Here is a 19,720-nt window from a genome sequence, read left to right as displayed (position 1 = left end):
AATTACAAGCATGCTTAAAATGAAGATCGCCGTCCTGCTGGCGACTGGCCTTCTCGCCTCGTGCGTCGATGCGCAGACCAACGTCGAATCGACCATCAAGAAGGCGCTCGAGCCACGCCTGAGCGGCGCGAAGATCGAGTCGGTCAAGGAAACCCCGTATTCCGGCCTGTACGAAGTGCGCGTCGCGGGCGACATCCTGTACACCGACAAAAAGGGCGAGTACCTCGTCATCGGCCAGGTGTACGACGTGAAAAGCTCGCGCAACCTGACGCGCGAGCGCATCGATGAAGTCAATAAGATCAAGTTCTCCGACCTGCCGCTCGAAATGGCGCTCAAGCAGGTCAAGGGCAACGGCAAGCGCGTGATCGCGGTGTTCGAGGATCCGAACTGCGGCTACTGCAAGCGCCTGCGCCAGACCACGCTCAAGGAGATCGACAACGTCACGATCTACACCTTCATGTACAACATCCTGTCCGAGGATTCGTCGGTAAAGTCGAAGAACATCTGGTGCGCGTCCGACCGCAACAAGGCCTGGGACGACTGGATGATCGCAGGCAAGGTGCCGCCGACCACGCCGGCCGCGTGCGAATCGCCGAACGAGAAGGTTCTCGCGCTGGGCCAGAAGCTGCGCATCACGGGCACGCCGGCGATCTTCTTCGCCGACGGCTCGCGCATCCCAGGCGCGATCGACCTCAAGGCGCTTGAAGGCAAGTTCGATTCGCTCGAAGGCCAGGCCGGGAAGTAACCGGCGTGCCGCTGCGCGAGGGCATCACGCTCACCGGCATCCTGCTGGCCGCAGGGCGCGGCCGGCGTTTCGATCCGGCAGGTGTACGCAACAAGCTGCTCCAGCGTCTGCCGGGCGGCGACTTCGTCGTCGTGGCCAGCGCCCGCAAGCTACTTGCGGTGCTGCCGCGCGTGGTGGCGGTGGTGCCACCAAGCGATGGTGGCGTGGCCGATGCGCTGCGCGCGCTTGGCTGCACTGTCACCGTGTGCCCGGATGCTGACAGCGGCATGGGCCTGTCGCTGGCGCATGCGATCCGTCATGCGCCGCTTGATGCGCATGGCGCCAGTGGCTGGCTCGTGGCGCTGGGCGACATGCCGTTCGTGGCCGACGCCACGCTGCAGGCGCTGGTGCGTGCGATTGAAGAAGGCGCCGGGATTGCGGCGCCGCTGTTCGATGGGCAGCGTGGCAATCCGGTCGCGTTTGGCGCGATCCATCACGAGGCCTTGCTGGCGCTGGACGGCGACCAGGGCGCGCGGCGCCTGCTGGCGAGCAGCCCGGTGACCACGATCGCCGTGCCCGATCCCGGCATCCTGCGCGACATCGATACCCAGGGCGATCTGCCCGACTGAATCCGCTTACACTATTGTCCATACGGCGCGACCCGAGACCAACCCCAGATCATGAAAAAGCCATCGCAAAAAAAACAGAGCGCAATTTTCTACACCATCGTCCCGCGGGACCTGGCCGGTCACCTGTTCAACGTCACGCTGACGGTGGCCAATCCCGATCCTGACGGGCAGATCTTCGCGCTGCCGGCCTGGATCCCGGGCAGCTACATGATCCGCGAATTCGCGCGCAATATCGTGCGCATCCGCGCCGAGCGGGCCGGTGCTGCGGTGGCACTGACAAAACTCGACAAGCACACGTGGCGCGCAGCATCAGGCGCCGGCCCGCTGACGCTGCACTACGAGGTATATGCGTGGGATTTGTCGGTGCGCGCGGCGCACCTGGACCAGACCCACGGTTTCTTCAACGGCACCAGCGTGTTCCTGCGCGTGGTGGGGCAGGAAGCAACGGCGCACCAGGTTGACATCCAGCGGCCGGGCGATGCGGCGGCCCGCACCTGGCGCGTGGCGACCTCGATGAAGGAAGCGGGCGCCAAGCGCTACGGCTTCGGCACGTATGGCGCGGCCAACTACGATGAGCTGATCGACCATCCGGTCGAGATGGGCAACTTCGAACTGGCGACGTTCGAGGCGCACGGCATCCCGCACGACATCGTCATCACGGGCCGCGTGCCGAATCTGGACATGGCGCGCCTGCAGGCCGACCTGAAAGCCATCTGCGAAACCCAGATCGCTTTCTTTGAACCGCTGACCAAACGCGCCCCGCTCGAGCGCTACGTGTTCATGACGATGGCCGTGGGCGATGGCTACGGTGGCCTGGAACACCGCGCCTCGACCGCGCTGATCTGCGCGCGCGCCGACCTGCCCACCACAGCGAACCAGAAATCCGGCGAGCCGGGCGAAGGCTATCTGCAGTTTTTGGGCCTGTGCAGCCACGAGTACTTCCACACCTGGAACGTCAAGCGCATCAAGCCGGCCGTGTTCGCGCCGTACGACCTGCAGGTCGAGAATTACACGCCGCTCCTGTGGCTGTTCGAGGGCTTCACCAGCTACTACGACGACCTGATGCTGGTGCGCGCCGGGATCATCGGCGAAACGACGTATTTCAAATTGCAGGCCAAGACCGTGTGCGGCGTGCTGCGCGGCAGCGGGCGCCTGAAGCAGAGCGTGGCCGAGTCGAGCTTCGACGCCTGGAGCAAGTACTACCGCCAGGACGAAAACTCGCCCAATGCGATCATCAGCTACTACACCAAGGGTTCGCTGATCGCGCTGGCGTTCGACCTGACGATCCGCGCCAAGACGGGCGGCGCGAAGTCGCTCGACGACGTGATGCTGGCGCTGTGGGACCGTTACGGGCGCGACTTTTATCCGAGCGTTGGGCGCGGCGTGACCGAGCACGAAGTCGAAGCGCTGTTCGATGAAGTCAGCGGCTTGAAACTCAGGAACCTGTTCGAGCGCTATGTGCGCGGCGTCGAAGACCTGCCGCTGGCCAAGCTGTACGCGCCGTTCGGCGTCAAGCTGGTCGACGAGCGCAAGACCGGCAAGGCCTCGCTCGACGCCGGTATCGGGCGCGATCCGCTGGGCGCCAAGCTCACGCAGGTGCACGAAGGCGGCGCCGCGCACCTGGCGGGGTTGTCGGCGCTCGACGTGGTCATTGCGATCGATGGACTGCGCGTCAATGGCAATCCATCGAATGTCGATGCGCTGCTGGCGCGCTATCGCGTCGGCGACCGCGTACCCGTCCACGCGTTCCGGCGCGATGAATTGATGGCGTTCGACGTTACGCTGCAGGGCGACCGCGTGCCGGTGATCACGCTGTCGCAGGCAGTGGCAGGGCGCAAGCCGGCAGCGCTCAAGCGGCCGAGCGCCGTCTAGTCGCACCGGGCGGCGGGTACGACCCGCCGCCCGTACCATATCGCAATGCAGCATGCTATCGTTGTGGCCTGTTCAACACGACCGCAAGAGCCCATGCCGATCCTGACCCGCATCGCCGCCGCAGCCTGTGCGCCGCTCCTGGCACTGTCCGCAACATCCGCCCTGGCCCAACCGGCCGCCCCGCTCAAGAGCGATGTCGTCACGCGCGTGGACGCCATGTATCCGTGGCTCGACACGATCTACAAGGACCTGCACGCGCATCCCGAGATCGCCTTCCAGGAAGTGCGTACCGCCGGCAAGCTGGCCGCCGAGATGCGCAAACTCGGTTTCACCGTCACCGAGAAGGTCGGCAAGACCGGCATCGTCGCGGTGCTCAAGAACGGCGCCGGCCCCACCGTCCTGGTGCGCACCGACATGGATGGCCTGCCGATGGAAGAAAAAACCGGCTTGCCGTACGCCAGCCGCGCCCGCGCCACCAGCGAAGGCCGCGACAGCTTCGTGACGCACAGCTGCGGCCACGACATCCACATGACCAGCTGGCTCGCCACCGCGCGCACGCTGGTCGAACTGAAAGGGCAGTGGAAGGGCACGCTCGTGTTCATCGGCCAGCCGGCCGAAGAAATCGTCTCCGGCGCCAAGGCCATGCTGGACGATGGCCTGTTCAAGCGCTTCCCGAAACCGGACTACGCGTTCGCGCTGCATTCGTGGCCGCTGGCGCACGGCACGATCGGCTACAACGACGGCCCGGTATCGTCCAATTCCGATTCGCTCGAGATCACCTTCAAGGGCCGTGGCGGCCATGGTTCGGCGCCCGACAAGACGGTCGATCCGATCGCCATCGCGGCGCGCTTCGTCGTCGATGTGCAGACGGTCGTCAGCCGCGAGAAGGACCCGAAGGAATTCGGCGTCGTCACCATTGGTTCGATCCAGGGCGGCACGGTGGGCAACATCATCCCCGACAGCGTGCAGGTGCGCGGCACCATCCGCTCCTACAGCCCGCAGGTACGGGCCAAGCTGCTTGAGGGCGTGCGCCGTGTGGCGGAAGGGTCGGCCGCGATGGCCGGCGCACCGAAGCCGGAGATGCTGATCGGCGGCGGTGGCCAGGCCATCGTCAACAGCACGGAGCTGGTCAACAAGACCGAAGTGGTATTCAAGGAAGCGTTCGGCGCCGACAAGGCCCATCGCATGCCGGCCATGACGGCCAGCGAAGACTTTTCGCTGTACGCGAACGAAGGCGTGCCGTCGATGTTCTTCTTTACCGGCGTGTATGACCCGAAGGATGTCGCGGCAGCCGAACAGGCCGGCGGCAAGCCGATCGCGTTCAACCACTCGCCGTTCTATGCGCCGGTGCCGGAGCCGTCGATCAAGACGAGCGCCCAGGCGATGACGCTGGCGGTGCTGAACGTGCTGGGTAAATAAGAACGATGACGCGGCCCTCGACGGGCCGCGCTGCTGTTGGCGTCAGGCGTTGATGCAATCGGCGCAGCGGCCGTACAGCGTCAGTTCGTGGCGCTCGACGCTGAAGCCTTTCGGGGCCATGTGGTCGATGTCGCCCGGGCACGCATGCACGTCGAACACGCGCTGGCAGTTGGTGCACTGGAAGTGGTGGTGATGGTGCTCGGCCACGCTGGTCGATTCGTAGCGGGCGCCGTCGCCTGGCAGCGTGACGACCTTCAGCGCGCCGTCGTCCACCAGCGACTTGAGATTGCGGTAAATCGTGGCCATGCCGATCTGGCTGACGGCCTGGCTGGCTTCCGCCAGGATCTCCTGTGGCGACAGTGGACGGCGTGCATGCTCGATCGCGTGCAGGATGGCTGATTTTTGGCGTGTATTGCGTTGCATAGCCGAAGAATACCTGAAAGCGCGACCCTTCGGCCAGAAGGGGCTTGAATCCTTATTGATAATGGCCTATCATCTCGGCGTTAATGATAATGGCTTATCACTAGACGCGTCCGCGCCCGGTGACCTGCCGCCTGCCGTTCATCTCATCACCAAGGATTTCACCATGTCGCATTTCACCTGCAAGCGCACGCCACTGACCCTGGCGCTGATGCTGGCCTTCGGCGCGCCGCTGGCCGTCCATGCCCAGACGACGACGGGCCGTATGGCGGCGGATCCGGACAGCGTACCGACCGTCGTGGTGTCGGCCAGCGCGCTGGGCGTGGTGCACGACGACATGATCACGCCGGTGACGTCGCTCGGTGGCGCAGAACTGGTGCGCGCCCGTGAATCGACGCTGGGCGAAACGCTGGCGCACCAGCCGGGCATCACGTCGAGCCACTTCGGCGCCGGCGCCAGCCGCCCGGTGATCCGCGGCATGGATGGCCCGCGCGTGAAAATCCTGTCGGACGGCGCCGAGATCCAGGATGCGTCGACCATCAGCCCCGATCACGCCGTTGCGTTCGAGCCCGTGCTGGCCGAGCGCATCGAAGTGCTGCGCGGCCCGTCGGCGCTGGCCTACGGCGGCGGCGCAGTGGGTGGCGTCGTCAACATCATCGACCGCAAGATTCCGACGGCGATGCCGGAAAACGGCCTGGAAGGCAGCGCGGAAATCCGCGCCAATTCGGCCGCGCGCGAAAAGACCGGCGCGTTTGAATTCACCACGGCGGCCGGCAGCAACGTCGCGCTGCACCTGGAAGGCGTCAAGCGCGATGCGGGCGACTATCGCGTCGGCAAGGACTGGGTGGATGGCCGCCGCGTGCTGGGCAGCTACAAGGAAGGTGAGACCGGCACCGTCGGCCTGTCGTGGATCGGCAAGAACGGTTACCTTGGCGCGGCCTTCACCAAAGAGCGCACCGAATACGGCATCCCGGGCCACAACCACGAATTCGAAGGCTGCCATCCGCATGGCGTCCAGCTGCACTGCGGCGGTCATGAAGAAGAAGAGGGTCATGACCACGAGGAAGAAGGTCATGGCGACGAGCATGAGCACGAGCACAGCGACGTGCCGGTCGTGAAACTCGACAGCGAGCGCTGGGATGTACGCGGCGAGTACCGCAATCCGGTGGCCGGCATCGAGCGTGTGCGCATGCGCGCCTCGTTCACCGAGTACGTACACGACGAGCTGGAAGAGAACGTCGTCTCGACGTCGTTCCGCAACAAGGGCATTGATGCCCGCCTCGAAGCGGTGCATGCGCCGATTGCCGGTGTGCGCGGCGTGTTCGGCCTGCAAACCACGCGCCGCGATTTCTCGGCGCTGGGCGAAGAAGCGTACGTGCCGCCGACCCTCACCAAAAAGCATGCGGCGTTCCTGACCGAGGAATACAAGCTGCAGGACTGGCGCTTCGAGGCCGGCCTGCGCCACGAGTGGCAGGACATCGAGGTCGATGCCCCGGGTCTGGCCAACACCGATGCGCGCGGCACGTCGGCGTCGGTCGGCGCGGTGTGGAAGCTCACGCCGGGCTATTCGCTGGGCACGTCGCTCTCGCGCAGCCATCGCCTGCCGACCGCCGAAGAACTGTATGCGGACGGCGCCCACCTGGCCACGTCCACCTACGAGATCGGCAACCAGGACCTGGACAAGGAAACCTCGAACAACGTCGACCTCACGCTGCGCAAGTTTGACGGCGACACGACGTTCTCGGTGAGCGCGTTCCGCAACAAGGTCGACAACTACATCTATGCGCGCACGCTGGACAGCCAGGACGGCTTCCAGCTGGTGCAGTACACGCAGCGTGACGCGCTGTTCACCGGCCTGGAAGGCGAAATCCGCCAGAAGCTGTCGTCCAGCCTGAGCGCGACCGTGTTCGGTGATTACGTGCGCGCCCGCTTCGATGGTGGCGACGGCAGCCGCAACCTGCCACGCATCCCGGCCAGCCGCATCGGTGTGAAGTTCGATGGCGACTGGAACGGCTGGCATGGCATGGTCGAGCTGTACCGCGTCGGCAAGCAGGACAAGCTGGCCGAATACGAGACTGAGACGGGTGGCTACAACATGCTCAATGTGGGCACCCATTACTCGACCCGCATCGGCGGTGTGCCGACGCAGTTCTATGCGCGCCTGAACAACCTGACCGACGAACTGGCGTTCAGCCACACGTCGTTCATCAAGAATGCGGCGCCCCTTACCGGCCGCAATATCACGGCAGGGATTCGCGTGATGTTCTGACGCTGATTGCAATGCCCACAGCGGCGCACGGCAGATATTGCCGTGCGCCGTTTGTCGTTTGGGCTCTGGTATCGCACGCACGATTCGTCATGCGCGTTGAATCGCTAACGATAATGGGTTATCATTATATTCTAATGATGATTGGAACAGGGCTATGAACCACCCAGGCAAGAACGCTCTGACCAAAACTGCAATGATCAAATTCGGCGATATCGCCGGCATGACCGCATCGGTCCTGTGCCTGCTGCATTGCCTGGCAATGCCGCTCGTGATCCTCGCGTTTCCGATGCTGGGACTCGCGCACGCGCACGACACCTTCCATGACACGCTGATCGCAGCGATCACGCTGCCGGTGCTGCTGGCGCTGGTGCCCGGCTATCTGCGACACCGCGACAAGACGACGCTGCTGGTCGGCTGCGCCGGTCTGGCGCTGTTCCTGGCGGCCGTGTTCATTGTCAGCCCGCTGCTGGGCGAGCATGCCGAAGCGGCCGTCGCTGTCCTCAGTGGTTTCATGCTGCTCTACGCGCACCTGCGCAACCGCCGGTTCTGCAAGCGTTGCACGACGCGTACGCAGCATGACGGCGGCCATGCAGCCGCTGCGCCGTGCAATCGCTGACTGTTTATACCGTTTAGTTAAACGCGTAGACGTGGAACCCGTCCACCCTACAATCTTTTACGCGAACAGGCGCGCGAGTTCCTGACCCGGATTTTCGGCGCGCATGAAGGCTTCGCCAACGAGGAAGGCGTGCACGTTTGCGTCGCGCATGCGCTGCACATCCTGCGGCCCGAGAATGCCCGATTCGGTGACCACGAGGCGCTCTGGCGGGATCGCCGACAGCAGGCCAAGCGTGGTGTCGAGCGTGACATCGAACGTGCGCAGGTTGCGGTTGTTGATGCCCACCAGCGGCGTACGCAATTGCAGGGCTGCGTCGAGTTCTTCGCCGTTGTGCACTTCGACCAGCACGTCCATCCCCAGCTCCAGCGCGCACGCTTCCAGTTCGGCCATCAGGCCATGGTCCAGCGCCGCCACGATCAGCAGGATCGCATCGGCGCCCATCGCGCGTGCTTCATAGACCTGATACAGGTCGACCATGAAATCCTTGCGCAGGATCGGCAGCGCGCAGGCGGCGCGCGCCTGGCGCAGATAGTCGGCGCAACCTTGAAAGAAGTTCACGTCGGTCAGCACCGACAGGCATGCGGCGCCATGTTCGGCGTAGCTCTGCGCGATCGCGGCCGGCTGGAAGTCGGCGCGCAGCACGCCCTTCGATGGCGAGGCTTTCTTGACTTCGGCGATCACGCCGGCCTGGCCTGCCGCAATTTTCGCGCGCAACGCTTGCTCGAAGCCGCGCAGGCTGCGGCGTGCATCGCCATCGCTTTCCACTTCGTGGCGCAGGCTGTACAAATCGCGGTGCTTGCGCGCGGCGGCCACTTCGTCGGCCTTCACGGCCAGGATCTTGTCGAGGATGTCGGACATGCTGGTGCTTTCGGTATCAGTTGGCCGCGCCGAGCTGGCGCGTGACCTGGACGAACTGTTCGAGCTTGGCGACCGCCGCGCCCGAGGCGATGGCGGCGCGCGCCTGCTCCAGGCCCGCGCCAATCGAGTCGGCCACGCCGGCGGCGTACAGCGCGGTGCCGGCGTTGAGCGCGACGATGTCGTGCGCCGGGCCTGGCTCGCCGCGCAGGGCTTCGAGCACGCGCGCCTTGGATTCTTCGGCGTTGGCCACCTTCAGGTTGCGGCTCGAGACCATTTGCAGGCCGAAGTCTTCCGGGTGGATTTCGTATTCGCGGATCTCGCCGTTGACCAGCTCACCGACGATGGTGCCGGCGCCGAGCGAGACTTCGTCCATATTGTCGCGGCCCCAGACCACGACCGCATGCTGGGCGCCCAGGCGCTGCAGTACGCGCACCTGGATGCCGACCAGGTCGGGGTGGAACACGCCCATCAGGATGTTCGGCGCGCCGGCCGGATTGGTCAGCGGGCCCAGGATGTTGAAGATGCTGCGCACGCCCAGCTCGCGCCGCACCGGCGCCACGTGCTTCATCGCCGCGTGGTGGTTTGGTGCGAACATGAACCCGATGCCGGTCTGCGCGATCGATTGCGCGATCTGTTCGGGTGTCAGGTCGATATGGGCGCCGAAGGCTTCAATCAGGTCGGCGCTGCCGGACGACGACGAGACGCTGCGGCCGCCGTGCTTGGCCACGCGCGCGCCGGCGGCAGCAGCGACGAACATCGCCGCGCTCGAGATATTGAAGGTGTTGGCGCCGTCGCCGCCGGTGCCGACGATGTCGAGCAGGCCCGTGGTGTCGGCCATCGGCACCTTGGTCGAGAACTCGCGCATGACCTGCGCGGCGGCGGTGATTTCGCCGATGGTTTCTTTTTTCACGCGCAGGCCGACGGTCAGCGCCGCGACCATGGTCGGCGACACGTCGCCCGACATGATCTGACGGAACAGCGACAGCATTTCGTCGTGGAAGATTTCGCGGTGTTCGATACAGCGCAGCAGCGCTTCTTGTGGGGTGATCGCCATGATGGGTCCAGTGTGCAAACGTGGTTTGGGCATGGCGCCGCCGGATGCGGCGCGCATGCATGGGCGCATCAGCGCGTCAGGAAGTTCTTCAGCAGCGCGTGGCCGTGTTCCGACAGGATCGACTCGGGGTGGAACTGCACGCCCTCGATGTCGAACGTCTTGTGGCGCACGCCCATGATCTCGCCGTCGTCGGTCCATGCGGTCACTTCGAGGCAGGCCGGCAAGGATGCACGTTCGATCGCCAGCGAGTGGTAGCGGATCACGGTGTAGGGGCTCGGCAGGTCCTGGAACACGCCTTCGCCGATGTGCGCGATGGTCGACGTCTTTCCGTGCATGACCTGCTTGGCGCGAATGACCTTGCCGCCGAACGCTTCTCCGATGGCCTGGTGACCGAGGCACACGCCCAGGATCGGCAGCTTGCCGCCGAATTCGCGCAGCACGTCGAGCGAGATGCCGGCATCCTTCGGCGCCTTCGGGCCCGGCGAGATGCAGATGCGGTCGGGCTTCATGGCCGCGATCTCTTCGAGCGTGATGTCATCGTTGCGCACGGTGCGCACGTCTTCACCCAGTTCGCCGAAGTACTGCACGATGTTGTAGGTGAACGAGTCGTAGTTGTCGATCATGAGCAGCATGTCAGAACTCTCCATCCAGGCCATCTTGCACTTGCTCGGCCGCGCGCAGCACGGCGCGCGCCTTGTGTTCGGTCTCTTGCCATTCCATCTCGGGGATCGAATCGGCGACGATGCCGGCGGCGGCCTGCACATACAGGTTGCCGTCCTTGATCACGCCGGTGCGGATCGCGATCGCCACATCCATCTCGCCGCCGAAGCTCAGGTAGCCGCAGGCGCCGCCGTAGATGCCGCGCTTGACCGGCTCGAGTTCATCGATCACTTCCATCGCCCGCACCTTCGGCGCGCCGGTCAGGGTGCCGGCCGGGAAGGTCGCGCGCAGCACGTCCAGGTTCGACATGCCGTCTTTCAGCTTGCCCTCGACGTTCGAGACGATGTGCTGCACGTGCGAGTATTTTTCGATGACCATGCGATCGGTGACCTTGACGCTGCCGGTATCGGCGATGCGGCCGATGTCGTTGCGCGCCAGGTCGATCAGCATCACGTGTTCGGCCACTTCCTTCGGATCGGCCAGCAGTTCGGCCGCCAAGGCAGCGTCGCGTTCCGGCGTGGCGCCGCGGCCGCGCGTGCCGGCGATCGGGCGCAGCGTGACTTTGCGGCCGCCCTCGGGCAGCGACTCGTTGCGCACCAGGATCTCGGGCGAGGAGCCAACGATCTGCATGTCGCCGAAGTTGTAGTAGTACATATACGGCGACGGGTTCAGCGAACGCAGCGAGCGATACAGCGACAGCGGCGAATCGACGTACGGCTTGCGGATGCGCTGGCCGATCTGCACCTGCATCAGGTCACCGGCCATCACGTATTCGTGAGCCTTGGCGACGGCCTTCAGATAGTCTTCTTTGCTGAAGTCGTGCACCGATTCGGTCCGCACCGAGGCCGACGTGACCGGCGCGTCGACGCTCCGGCGCAGCATCATGCGCAGGTCTTTCAGGCGCTGGCGGCCGCGCGAATAGGCTTCGGGCTGGCCCGGGTCGGCGTACACGATCAGGTACAGCTTGCCCGACAGGTTGTCGATCACCGCCAGTTCTTCGGTCACCATCAGATGGATGTCGGGCAGGCCCAGTTCATCGCGCGGGGTGCTCGCGACCAGCTTGTGCTCGATGTGGCGCACCGTGTCGTAGCCGAAGTAGCCAGCCAGGCCGCCGCAGAAGCGTGGCAGGCCAGGGCGCAGCGCGACCTTGAAGCGTGCCTGATACGCCTCGATGAAGTCGAGCGGATTGCCTTCGTGCGATTCGATGACTTCGCCGTTTTTCACGATCTCGGTCAGGTTGCCCGTCGTGCGCAGCAGCGTGTGGGCCGGCAGGCCGATGAACGAGTAGCGGCCAAAGCGTTCACCGCCCACCACCGATTCGAGCAGGAAGGTATTCTTGCCGGTGTTCTGCGATTGCGCCAGCTTGAGGTACAGCGTGAGCGGGGTTTCGAGGTCGGCGAAGGCTTCCGCGATCAGGGGGATGCGGTTGTAGCCCTGGTTTGCCAGGGACTTGAATTCGAGTTCGGTCATGTTTTCTCCAGACCGCCACGGGGGAAGAGGGCGGTGGTGTGCTTCAAAAAACCCGCCGGTGGCGCGCAGTCGCGCGCACACCCGGCAGCAATCGGTACGGCTTAGTCAGCCCAGGATTGCCAGCGTCGCCAGACCCAGGCCTCAGGGGCGCCGGTTTGGTTGACAGTGAGTTTTTTGGTGAAAAACATGGTGAGAGAAGTTAGTTGGTTAAGCTGGCCGTTGTATTGTGCGCGCCGATGCGGCGTGCTGCATCCAGCAGCGAATCAACTATACCATCGGATTGAATTTCTTGTACAGGACGGCCGTGGTTGTAGCCGTACGGGACTGTGAGCACGAAACAGCCGGCCGCGCGGGCGCTTTCGGCATCGTTCGACGAGTCGCCAATCGCCACCACCTGCGCTGGCGGGATGTCCAGCGCCGCGCAGGCGCCCAGCATCGGCATGGCGTCCGGCTTCTTTTTGGCGAACGAGTCGCCGCCAAACACGTGCTCGAAATACGGCGCGAGGCCTTTCTGGGCAAGCAGCGGCAGTGCGAAGGCAAGTGGCTTGTTGGTCACGCACACCAGGCGCAGGCCCAGCGCCTGCATCGCCGCCAGGCCATCGAGCACGCCGTCATACAGCGTGCTGCGGTCGCCATTGATGGCCAGGTAATGCCGCTGGTAACCGGCCATCGCGTCGGTGTACGCCGCATCGACCTGCGCGGCATCCCAGTCGAGCAGCAGCGCGTCGCGCACCAGTTTTTCGGAACCCTTGCCGACCAGCGGCTTGATTGTGGCCTGGCTTATCGGCGCCAGGCCGAGGTCGTGGCGCATGCCGTTCAGCGCCGCCTCGAAGTCGGGCACCGTGTCGAGCATGGTGCCATCGAGGTCGATGATGACGGCCCGGATACCTGCAGCGCCGGCCCGCATCAGCGCGCGACCGTGGCCAGTTCGGCGCGCATGGCGTCGATCACGGCTTTGTAATCGGGCTTGCCGAAGATGGCCGAGCCGGCCACGAACGTGTCGGCGCCGGCAGCTGCTGCGGCGGCGATGTTCTCGGCCTTGATGCCACCATCGACTTCGAGCAGGATGTCGCGGCCCGATTCGTCGATCAGGCGGCGCGCAATGGCGATTTTTTTCAGTGCTTCGGGGATGAACGACTGGCCGCCGAAGCCTGGATTGACCGACATGATCAGAATCATGTCGATCTTGTCCATCACGTGCTCGAGGTAGTGCATCGGCGTGCCCGGATTGAAGACCAGACCGGCCTTGCAACCGTGATCGCGGATCAACTGCAGCGTGCGGTCGATGTGGTCCGACGCTTCCGGGTGGAAGGTGATGATGTTGGCGCCGGCCTTGGCGAAATCGGGGATGATGCGGTCGACCGGCTTGACCATCAGGTGCACGTCGATCGGCACGTCCACGTGCGGGCGGATCGCCTGGCAGACGAGCGGGCCGATGGTCAGGTTCGGGACGTAATGGTTGTCCATCACGTCGAAGTGGATGATGTCGGCGCCGGCGGCAACGACATTGCGCACTTCTTCGCCGAGGCGGGCGAAATCGGCGGACAGGATGCTGGGAGCGATGCGGTAGGTGGTCATGGGGCGACGATGCGTGTTTTGGTGGGAATCCGCTATTCTACGCCGGTCGCGCTGGCGCCTCCAGCGTTGGCGATGCCATGGCGCGTCGGCGCTTGGCGGCCACAGGCGGTATGATTGTTATTTGCGCCACATGGCGCGCCGGCCCCTGCGAATGGCGCAGCGGCCGAGTCCACGATCACGCAAGGAACCTCGATGCCCGCCTACGATTTCGCTGTCACCGTCAGAACGCAATACCTGGCGGAGCAGTCCGACCCGGACCGGAGCCAGTTCGTGTTCAGCTACACGATCACGATCAAGAACACCGGCAGCATTCCGGCCCAGCTCATTTCCCGTCATTGGGTAATTCTCGACGCTAATAACCAGATGCAGGAAGTCAAAGGCCTGGGCGTGGTCGGCCACCAGCCGTTGCTGGCCCCGGGCGAGCAGTTCGAGTACACGAGCGGCACGCACCTGGGCACCGCGCAGGGAACGATGCGCGGTGAATACTTCTGCGTGGCCGAGGATGGCCATCGCTTCGAGGCCACCATTCCCGAATTCGTGCTGTCGCCGCCGCGCTCCCTGCACTGATCCTACGGGGCGGGGGTGTCGTCGCCGTCGTCCCGGTCGCTGTCTTTGCGGCCGGCGAACATGGTCCACCAGACGATGAACACGAACAGGAACAGCGCCACGCCGGCTTCCACCATCAAGATCCACATATCGGCCCCCATGGTTCCCATGTATACAATACGCCGCAGTGTACCCGTCCTGATCGCGCTCGTCAGCCTGCTGAGCGCCTGTTCGACTGAGCCCAAGCCCACGGCGCCCTCTGCGCCGCAGCCGGTCACGATGCCGCCGCCCGTCGGGCCGGTGGTGGTGGCGCCCCCGCCGGTTCAGCCGCCAGCGCCGGTCGCGCCCCTCACACCCACCACCTTTGCCGCGCTGCCGGGCTGGCAGCAGGACGACGTGCGTCAGGCCTGGCCGGCTTTCCTCCAATCGTGCAGCGTACTGGCGTCGCGCCAGGCGCCGTGGAAGGCACCCTGTGCGGCGGCCGGCGCGATCGATGCGAAGGACGTCGCAGCCGTGCGCCGCTTCTTCGAGACGTATTTCGTGCCGAACCAGGTGCGCAATCCGGATGGCGCCGAGACCGGGTTGATTACCGGCTATTACGAAGCGATGCTGTTTGGCGCGCGCAAGCGGGGCGGCGCGTTCCAGACGCCGCTGTACCGGGTACCGGATGATTTGGTGACGGTCGACCTGGGCAGCATCTATCCCGATCTGCAAAACCGGCGCCTGCGGGGCCGGCTGTCCGGCAAGACCGTGATTCCGTACCAGAGCCGTGCCGACATCGACCGCGCGCCATTGAGCGGCAAGGAGTTGCTGTGGGTGAGCGATCCGGTGGATGCGTTTTTCCTTGAGGTGCAGGGTTCGGGCCGCGTCAAGCTCGATTCCGGCGAAACCGTGCGCGTGGGCTATGCCGACCAGAACGGTCACCCGTATAAAGCCATCGGGCGCTGGTTCGTGGAGCAGGGGATCATGACGCCGGACCAGGTGTCGGCCCAGTCGATCCGGGCCTGGATTGCGGCGAATCCGTCGCGGCGCCAGGAATTGTTGAATGTGAACCCGAGCTATATCTTCTTCACGGAGACCAAGGTGGCTGACCCGGGCGTCGGGCCGCGTGGCGCGCTCAATGTGCCGCTGACGCCGGGCCGCTCGATTGCCATCGACCGCACGATCCTGCCGCTGGGCGCGCCCGTATGGCTGTCGACGACGCTGCCGAAGGATGGCGCGCCGTTGCAACGGCTGGTCATGGGCCAGGATGTGGGCGGTGCGATTCGCGGCGCGGTGCGGGCCGATTTCTTCTTCGGCTTCGGGCCGGAAGCGACGGAAAATGCCGGGCTCATGAAGCAGAGCGGGACGATGTGGGTGTTGTTGCCGAAGTGAACCTTCGTTGCATAAATGGGGGAATCGGGCTACTCTGCCTTTTGCTTCAATTTCCACGTTGCAATTGTTCGCTGCTTGATCAGCGGTGACGTGGCGCTGATCTCATTCTTGACAGGTTCATCCATGCGTCTGCATTCCCTCCTTGCCATTACCCTTGCCGCTGCCATCGCCGCGCCCAGCCAGGCTGCTGCGCCCGGTCCCTCCGATACCGTACTGTCAGTAGGCAGCATCGTGCTGCTGGCGCCGTTCAGTGTGGTCTATCTGAGCGCAACGAAACTAGCGGAAGGCTCGTCGGCCGTAGTCGACGTCTCCAAGCGCTGGAGCGTCGCTGCAGTGCGGCCCGAAGGTGACAAGACTGCGCTGGAACTGCATAGCGACGATAAGCAGTTGAAAATCGATATGGCGATCCAGAACCGGATTGCGCAGAACGAAGCAATCAAGGTTGGCGATCGCATTGACATTGAAGCGGTCGGCAAAGCTGGTTACGTCGTCAAGAAAGGCAAGTCGACGATTGCCGTGCTGGGGGAACCAGGCACCGGCATGGCACACTCGCGCCCGCGCAGCTAGGATGCGCCGCGCCGTTGCTGCGGCCGCCCTGGCGTTGGCGGTGCCCACGGCTTTCGCCGGCACCCCCTGCGAGGAGCAGGTCGCTTCTCCAGAGCTATTGGTGCGCAGCATGCAGATGGCCGATCTCACGCGCACGGCGCTGGAAGGCACCGGCGATGAGGTCGTGCTGATCGCGCGCGTGGGGCAGGACCTGTCGGCGTACCGGTTGACCTATTCGCATGCGGCATTTGCCGTGCGCGCACATCCGGCCGGCGCCTGGTCGGTGGTGCACAAGCTCAATGCGTGCGGTACGGCGACGTCGGCACTGTACGACGAAGGGCTGATCAATTTCTTCTCTGACGCGCCGGTGCGTTACCAGGCCGGGATCTGGCGCCTGGCGCCTGCCGTGCAAGCCCGGCTCAAGAGTGCGTTGCTTGGCACGAAGGCGCGCGACTACCACGAGCCCCAATACAGCCTGGCTGCCTATCCATTCAGCACCCGTTACCAGAATTCAAACGGCTGGGTCCTGGAAATGCTGGCCTACGCCATCGCACCCGAGGGCGCGGCCACGACCCGCGCCACGGCGCAGACATGGCTGGCCTCGAATGGCTACCAGCCAACCGAGCTGGCATTGGGGACAATGACGCGCCTGGGCGCGCGGATATCGAAGGCGAATATTGCGTTTGACGATCATCCGTCCAGCTTGCGCTGGAAGGGACGGATCCAGACCGTGTCGGTGGAGTCGATTGTCACCTGGCTGCGGACACGGCCCGATGGTTGTCAGGGCATGGGCTGCCCGGAATTCCCGGTCGTGCTGCCGCCCGCAGCGCCGTGATGTGGCCGCGTCGCATTTCTGCCAGCCGACCGATCGGCGCGCTCGACTTGACGTGCACGGAAAGCGCTACAATCGCGACGATACTATCCAACCAGATGAGGGTGTCCCATGGAATATGCTGACCTGTTGATCGAGAACCACGGCAAGGTCGCCGTGGTACGGCTGAACCGTCCAAAGGCGATGAATGCGCTCAACGACAACATGATGAACGAGCTGGGCAAGGCGCTGCGCGCGTTCGACCTGGATCCGGCCATCAATGTCATCGTATTAACTGGTAGCGAGAAAGCCTTCGCTGCCGGCGCCGACATCGCGGCCATGGCGCAGTACGATTACCAGGAAACCTACGGCAATAACTATATTGGCCGCAACTGGGAACACATCCTCGACATCCGCAAGCCAGTCATCGGCGTGGTTTCGGGCTATTGCCTGGGTGGCGGCTGTGAGCTGGCGATGATGTGCGACTTTTTGATCGCCGCGGACAGCGCGAAGTTCGGACAGCCCGAGATCAAGGTTGGCGTGACGCCGGGCGCCGGCGGCACCCAGCGCTTGCCGCGCGCAATTTCCAAGTCGAAAGCGATGGACATGTTGCTGACCACGCGCATGATCGACGCCGCCGAGGCAGAGCGGACCGGGCTGGTGTCGCGCGTGTACCCGGCGGCCGAGGTGATGGACGAGGCAATCAAGATCGCCCAAGGGATTGCCGAGATGCCCGTGTCGGTTGCCATGCAGATCAAGGATTGCGTCAACCAGGCCTACGAGATGACGCTGAGCCAGGGCGTGGCCTACGAACGCCGCTACTTCCATGCGGGTTTCGGCACGCCTGCCCAAAAAGAAGGCATGTCGGCATTCCTTGAAAAGCGCAAACCTGACTTCGAAGGACATTGAACCATGAAAAAGCGCGCCAAATTGTGGCTGCTCTTGCCAACGGCGCTGCTTGCGGGCGCATTGACGCTGTCGAGTTGCTCGACGCTGCCACCGCTGGAGGGCCGCGTTGCCAGCACGGCCTTGACCGATACGGACAACACCCGTCTCGGCAAGGCGCTGCTGCCGTTGACCACGGCGCATCCCGGCCTGGTCGGCATTCACAGCCTGCCCGATGGGCGCGATGCGTTCGCCGCGCGCGCCGTGCTGGCGCAGGCGGCCGATCGCAGCCTCGACGTTCAGTACTATATCTGGCGTCACGACACCACCGGCATGCTGATGTTCAACGCCTTGCGCAAGGCGGCTGATCGTGGCGTGCGGGTGCGCCTTCTGCTGGACGATAACAACACGGGTGGGCTGGATGCGATCTTGTCGGAGCTCGACGCGCATCCACACATCGAAGTGCGGCTGTTCAATCCGAATGGTATTCGCTCGATGCGTCCGCTCGGCATGGTCGCCGATTTCTGGCGCATGAACCGGCGCATGCACAATAAATCGTTCACCGCCGATAACAAGGCCACGATCATCGGCGGCCGGAATGTGGGCGACGAGTATTTCGGCGCAGCGGGCGATATCTCGTTTGCCGACCTCGACGTGATCGCTACCGGCCCGGTGGTGAAAGAAGTTTCTGCGGATTTCGACCTGTACTGGAATTGTCCGTCGGCCTATCCGCTGGCGCTGATGGTAAAAGAAGCCAAGGCACCGCCGCCGGCCACGGTCGATGCCGAAACCAAAGCGTATCTGGATGCGATCGGCCAATCGGCCTTCCTGAATAAGGTCATGAGCGGGACGCTGCCCCTGGAATGGGCGCATGCGCGTTTCCTGAGCGACGATCCGGCCAAAGTGCTGGACCAGTCGTCGCCGGATGAGAACATCGCGGCCAGGCTCGCGGTATTGTTCGGCCAGCCGGAACGCAATCTGGACCTGGTGTCCCCGTATTTCGTGCCAGGCAAGGACGGGGCGGCTGCAATGGTCGAGATGGCCAAAAAGGGCGCGAAAATCCGGGTGCTCACCAATTCGCTCGAGGCCACCGACGTTGCTGCCGTCCATGCGGGTTATGCCAAGTGGCGCAAGCCGCTGCTGGAGGCGGGCGTGGCGTTATACGAGTTGCGCCGTGCATCGACCGACGAGCCATCCCGCAAGAAGAAACGCAGCGGCGCCGGCTTTGGCAGTTCGGATGCGAGCCTGCATGCCAAGACGTTTGGCGTGGATGGCAACCGGATTTTCGTGGGCTCGTTCAACTTCGACCAGCGCTCGATCCATTTGAATACCGAAATGGGCATGGTGATCGACAGTGTCGAGCTGGCCGATCGGCTGAGTAAGACGCTGGACGAGACCTTGCCGATGCGCGCCTATGAAGTGCTGCTGGATGAGAAGGGGAATGTCTACTGGCTGGAGGGACGCGACGGCAAGATCATCCGGCACGACGTCGAGCCTGGGACGAGCTGGTGGAAGCGGGCTGCAGTACATGGCCTGGGCTGGCTACCGATCGACTGGCTCTTGTAGGACAAATTCTTTTTCTTGTAGGCCTTGCGGAGTGCGTAACAGGTTTGGTATAGTTCGCCTCCGCTTCGGCACTGACCGAAAATGTTAACGTAATCAAGTGGTTACGGGAGCAAGGTCTCCAGAGAAATCGGGACGAAGCGAAAATAAGGGGTTGACGAGATTGTAGGATTGCAGCATAATCTCTCTTCTCTGCTGCAGCGAACAAAACGATTCGCACCATGCGGCAAGGCAGTACCGAATAAGTTCTTTAAAAATTAACAGTCGATAAGTGTGGGCGTTTGATGAAGGTGCCAAGAACTTCGGTTCTTGATTACTTAAATTATCAAATGTTCACAAAAAAGAAATACGTTGCTCAGCAATGAGTAACGGTCAGTATTTTGAGTGAGCGACCCCTGCCGCAAGGCAGGGTGGCAGAAATGCCAA

Annotated in this window: 20 protein-coding genes; 12 read left to right on the top strand and 8 right to left on the bottom strand. The window is 63.8% G+C overall.

All coding sequences use genetic code 11. From position 1 onward, the window contains the following. Positions 1 to 10 precede the first annotated feature (10 nt). From AC56LH_RS18275 to AC56LH_RS18260, 4 genes are all read left to right on the top strand, one after another. The gene (locus tag AC56LH_RS18275) at positions 11 to 745 is read left to right on the top strand and encodes a DsbC family protein (RefSeq protein ID WP_499648585.1); all 735 of its coding nucleotides are present in this window, start codon (positions 11 to 13) and stop codon (positions 743 to 745) included. Between the two features lie 5 nt (positions 746 to 750). Continuing rightward, the gene (locus AC56LH_RS18270; protein ID WP_499648583.1) at positions 751 to 1,353 is read left to right on the top strand and encodes a nucleotidyltransferase family protein; all 603 of its coding nucleotides are present in this window, start codon (positions 751 to 753) and stop codon (positions 1,351 to 1,353) included. Positions 1,354 to 1,404: 51 nt separating this feature from the next. After that, on the top strand, positions 1,405 to 3,225 hold the full coding sequence (locus AC56LH_RS18265) for a M61 family metallopeptidase (protein ID WP_499648581.1): 1,821 nt from the start codon (positions 1,405 to 1,407) through the stop codon (positions 3,223 to 3,225). A gap of 93 nt (positions 3,226 to 3,318) precedes the next feature. Next, positions 3,319 to 4,644, top strand: coding sequence for an amidohydrolase (locus AC56LH_RS18260; RefSeq protein WP_499648579.1), 1,326 nt, complete (start codon positions 3,319 to 3,321; stop codon positions 4,642 to 4,644). Between the two features lie 42 nt (positions 4,645 to 4,686). Here AC56LH_RS18260 and AC56LH_RS18255 read toward each other — a convergent pair whose 3' ends face one another. After that, entirely contained in the window at positions 4,687 to 5,067 is a 381-nt protein-coding gene (locus AC56LH_RS18255) for a Fur family transcriptional regulator (protein WP_332530446.1), read from the bottom strand. 163 nt (positions 5,068 to 5,230) lie between these two features. On the opposite strand from AC56LH_RS18255, the gene AC56LH_RS18250 reads away from it, so the two are divergent. Both AC56LH_RS18250 and AC56LH_RS18245 read left to right on the top strand, forming a co-directional pair. Continuing rightward, positions 5,231 to 7,333: a TonB-dependent receptor domain-containing protein gene (locus tag AC56LH_RS18250; RefSeq protein ID WP_499648577.1), complete on the top strand. Its 2,103-nt coding sequence runs from the start codon at positions 5,231 to 5,233 to the stop codon at positions 7,331 to 7,333. Positions 7,334 to 7,526: 193 nt separating this feature from the next. After that, positions 7,527 to 7,949, top strand: coding sequence for a MerC domain-containing protein (locus tag AC56LH_RS18245; protein WP_499648575.1), 423 nt, complete (start codon positions 7,527 to 7,529; stop codon positions 7,947 to 7,949). Between the two features lie 57 nt (positions 7,950 to 8,006). Here the strand turns inward: AC56LH_RS18245 and trpC are convergent, their stop codons facing one another. From trpC to rpe, 6 genes are all read right to left on the bottom strand, one after another. Continuing rightward, positions 8,007 to 8,807, bottom strand: coding sequence for an indole-3-glycerol phosphate synthase TrpC (trpC, locus tag AC56LH_RS18240; protein WP_499648573.1), 801 nt, complete (start codon positions 8,805 to 8,807; stop codon positions 8,007 to 8,009). Positions 8,808 to 8,823: 16 nt separating this feature from the next. Further along, a complete protein-coding gene (gene trpD, locus AC56LH_RS18235) occupies positions 8,824 to 9,861 on the bottom strand; it encodes an anthranilate phosphoribosyltransferase (protein WP_183553784.1) in 1,038 nt (345 codons plus the stop codon). A 68-nt stretch (positions 9,862 to 9,929) separates the two neighbouring features. Then, positions 9,930 to 10,493: an anthranilate synthase component II gene (locus AC56LH_RS18230; protein WP_499648571.1), complete on the bottom strand. Its 564-nt coding sequence runs from the start codon at positions 10,491 to 10,493 to the stop codon at positions 9,930 to 9,932. Position 10,494: 1 nt separating this feature from the next. Further along, positions 10,495 to 11,991, bottom strand: a complete 1,497-nt coding sequence (gene trpE / locus AC56LH_RS18225) for an anthranilate synthase component I (RefSeq protein WP_499648569.1) — start codon at positions 11,989 to 11,991, stop codon at positions 10,495 to 10,497. Between the two features lie 199 nt (positions 11,992 to 12,190). Further along, positions 12,191 to 12,898: a phosphoglycolate phosphatase gene (locus AC56LH_RS18220; RefSeq protein WP_499648567.1), complete on the bottom strand. Its 708-nt coding sequence runs from the start codon at positions 12,896 to 12,898 to the stop codon at positions 12,191 to 12,193. After that, positions 12,898 to 13,569, bottom strand: coding sequence for a ribulose-phosphate 3-epimerase (gene rpe / locus AC56LH_RS18215; RefSeq protein ID WP_499648565.1), 672 nt, complete (start codon positions 13,567 to 13,569; stop codon positions 12,898 to 12,900). The genes AC56LH_RS18220 and rpe overlap by 1 nt, the downstream gene beginning before the upstream one ends. A gap of 192 nt (positions 13,570 to 13,761) precedes the next feature. Between rpe and apaG the strand changes: the two genes are divergently transcribed. After that, positions 13,762 to 14,136: a Co2+/Mg2+ efflux facilitator ApaG/CorD gene (apaG, locus tag AC56LH_RS18210; protein ID WP_482897252.1), complete on the top strand. Its 375-nt coding sequence runs from the start codon at positions 13,762 to 13,764 to the stop codon at positions 14,134 to 14,136. Positions 14,137 to 14,138: 2 nt separating this feature from the next. Here the strand turns inward: apaG and AC56LH_RS18205 are convergent, their stop codons facing one another. Beyond that, positions 14,139 to 14,264, bottom strand: coding sequence for a hypothetical protein (locus AC56LH_RS18205; RefSeq protein WP_258837389.1), 126 nt, complete (start codon positions 14,262 to 14,264; stop codon positions 14,139 to 14,141). Positions 14,265 to 14,283: 19 nt separating this feature from the next. Between AC56LH_RS18205 and mltA the strand changes: the two genes are divergently transcribed. The 5 genes from mltA (at position 14,284) to AC56LH_RS18180 (ending at position 19,297) form a co-directional block, all read left to right on the top strand. Beyond that, complete coding sequence (mltA, locus tag AC56LH_RS18200; RefSeq protein WP_499648563.1) at positions 14,284 to 15,489, top strand: murein transglycosylase A; 1,206 nt, start codon at positions 14,284 to 14,286, stop codon at positions 15,487 to 15,489. Positions 15,490 to 15,504: 15 nt separating this feature from the next. Further along, the gene (locus AC56LH_RS18195; protein ID WP_499648561.1) at positions 15,505 to 16,056 is read left to right on the top strand and encodes a hypothetical protein; all 552 of its coding nucleotides are present in this window, start codon (positions 15,505 to 15,507) and stop codon (positions 16,054 to 16,056) included. A gap of 1 nt (position 16,057) precedes the next feature. After that, positions 16,058 to 16,870, top strand: coding sequence for a DUF2145 domain-containing protein (locus AC56LH_RS18190; RefSeq protein ID WP_499648559.1), 813 nt, complete (start codon positions 16,058 to 16,060; stop codon positions 16,868 to 16,870). Positions 16,871 to 16,978: 108 nt separating this feature from the next. Beyond that, positions 16,979 to 17,755, top strand: a complete 777-nt coding sequence (locus tag AC56LH_RS18185) for an enoyl-CoA hydratase (RefSeq protein WP_499648557.1) — start codon at positions 16,979 to 16,981, stop codon at positions 17,753 to 17,755. A 3-nt stretch (positions 17,756 to 17,758) separates the two neighbouring features. Beyond that, a complete protein-coding gene (locus AC56LH_RS18180) occupies positions 17,759 to 19,297 on the top strand; it encodes a phospholipase D family protein (RefSeq protein WP_499648555.1) in 1,539 nt (512 codons plus the stop codon). Positions 19,298 to 19,720: the final 423 nt, after the last annotated feature.

The organism is Telluria sp. LT1R51-2, assembly GCF_059685775.1.
The sequence above is the reverse complement of the archived record's forward strand: the minus strand, read 5'-3'. Positions and strand labels throughout refer to the sequence as shown.

What these genes read in the sequence shown, in the direction of transcription:
- AC56LH_RS18275 (WP_499648585.1), top strand. Translation starts at nt 11, where the DNA reads ATGCTTAAAATGAAGATCGCCGTCCTGCTGGCGACTGGCCTTCTCGCC.
- AC56LH_RS18265 (WP_499648581.1), top strand. Translation starts at nt 1,405, where the DNA reads ATGAAAAAGCCATCGCAAAAAAAACAGAGCGCAATTTTCTACACCATC.
- AC56LH_RS18260 (WP_499648579.1), top strand. Translation starts at nt 3,319, where the DNA reads ATGCCGATCCTGACCCGCATCGCCGCCGCAGCCTGTGCGCCGCTCCTG.
- AC56LH_RS18255 (WP_332530446.1), bottom strand. Translation starts at nt 5,067, where the DNA reads ATGCAACGCAATACACGCCAAAAATCAGCCATCCTGCACGCGATCGAG.
- AC56LH_RS18250 (WP_499648577.1), top strand. Translation starts at nt 5,231, where the DNA reads ATGTCGCATTTCACCTGCAAGCGCACGCCACTGACCCTGGCGCTGATG.
- AC56LH_RS18245 (WP_499648575.1), top strand. Translation starts at nt 7,527, where the DNA reads ATGATCAAATTCGGCGATATCGCCGGCATGACCGCATCGGTCCTGTGC.
- trpC (WP_499648573.1), bottom strand. Translation starts at nt 8,807, where the DNA reads ATGTCCGACATCCTCGACAAGATCCTGGCCGTGAAGGCCGACGAAGTG.
- trpD (WP_183553784.1), bottom strand. Translation starts at nt 9,861, where the DNA reads ATGGCGATCACCCCACAAGAAGCGCTGCTGCGCTGTATCGAACACCGC.
- AC56LH_RS18230 (WP_499648571.1), bottom strand. Translation starts at nt 10,493, where the DNA reads ATGCTGCTCATGATCGACAACTACGACTCGTTCACCTACAACATCGTG.
- trpE (WP_499648569.1), bottom strand. Translation starts at nt 11,991, where the DNA reads ATGACCGAACTCGAATTCAAGTCCCTGGCAAACCAGGGCTACAACCGC.
- AC56LH_RS18220 (WP_499648567.1), bottom strand. Translation starts at nt 12,898, where the DNA reads ATGCGGGCCGGCGCTGCAGGTATCCGGGCCGTCATCATCGACCTCGAT.
- rpe (WP_499648565.1), bottom strand. Translation starts at nt 13,569, where the DNA reads ATGACCACCTACCGCATCGCTCCCAGCATCCTGTCCGCCGATTTCGCC.
- apaG (WP_482897252.1), top strand. Translation starts at nt 13,762, where the DNA reads ATGCCCGCCTACGATTTCGCTGTCACCGTCAGAACGCAATACCTGGCG.
- AC56LH_RS18205 (WP_258837389.1), bottom strand. Translation starts at nt 14,264, where the DNA reads ATGTGGATCTTGATGGTGGAAGCCGGCGTGGCGCTGTTCCTGTTCGTG.
- mltA (WP_499648563.1), top strand. Translation starts at nt 14,284, where the DNA reads ATGTATACAATACGCCGCAGTGTACCCGTCCTGATCGCGCTCGTCAGC.
- AC56LH_RS18195 (WP_499648561.1), top strand. Translation starts at nt 15,505, where the DNA reads ATGGGGGAATCGGGCTACTCTGCCTTTTGCTTCAATTTCCACGTTGCA.
- AC56LH_RS18190 (WP_499648559.1), top strand. Translation starts at nt 16,058, where the DNA reads ATGCGCCGCGCCGTTGCTGCGGCCGCCCTGGCGTTGGCGGTGCCCACG.
- AC56LH_RS18185 (WP_499648557.1), top strand. Translation starts at nt 16,979, where the DNA reads ATGGAATATGCTGACCTGTTGATCGAGAACCACGGCAAGGTCGCCGTG.
- AC56LH_RS18180 (WP_499648555.1), top strand. Translation starts at nt 17,759, where the DNA reads ATGAAAAAGCGCGCCAAATTGTGGCTGCTCTTGCCAACGGCGCTGCTT.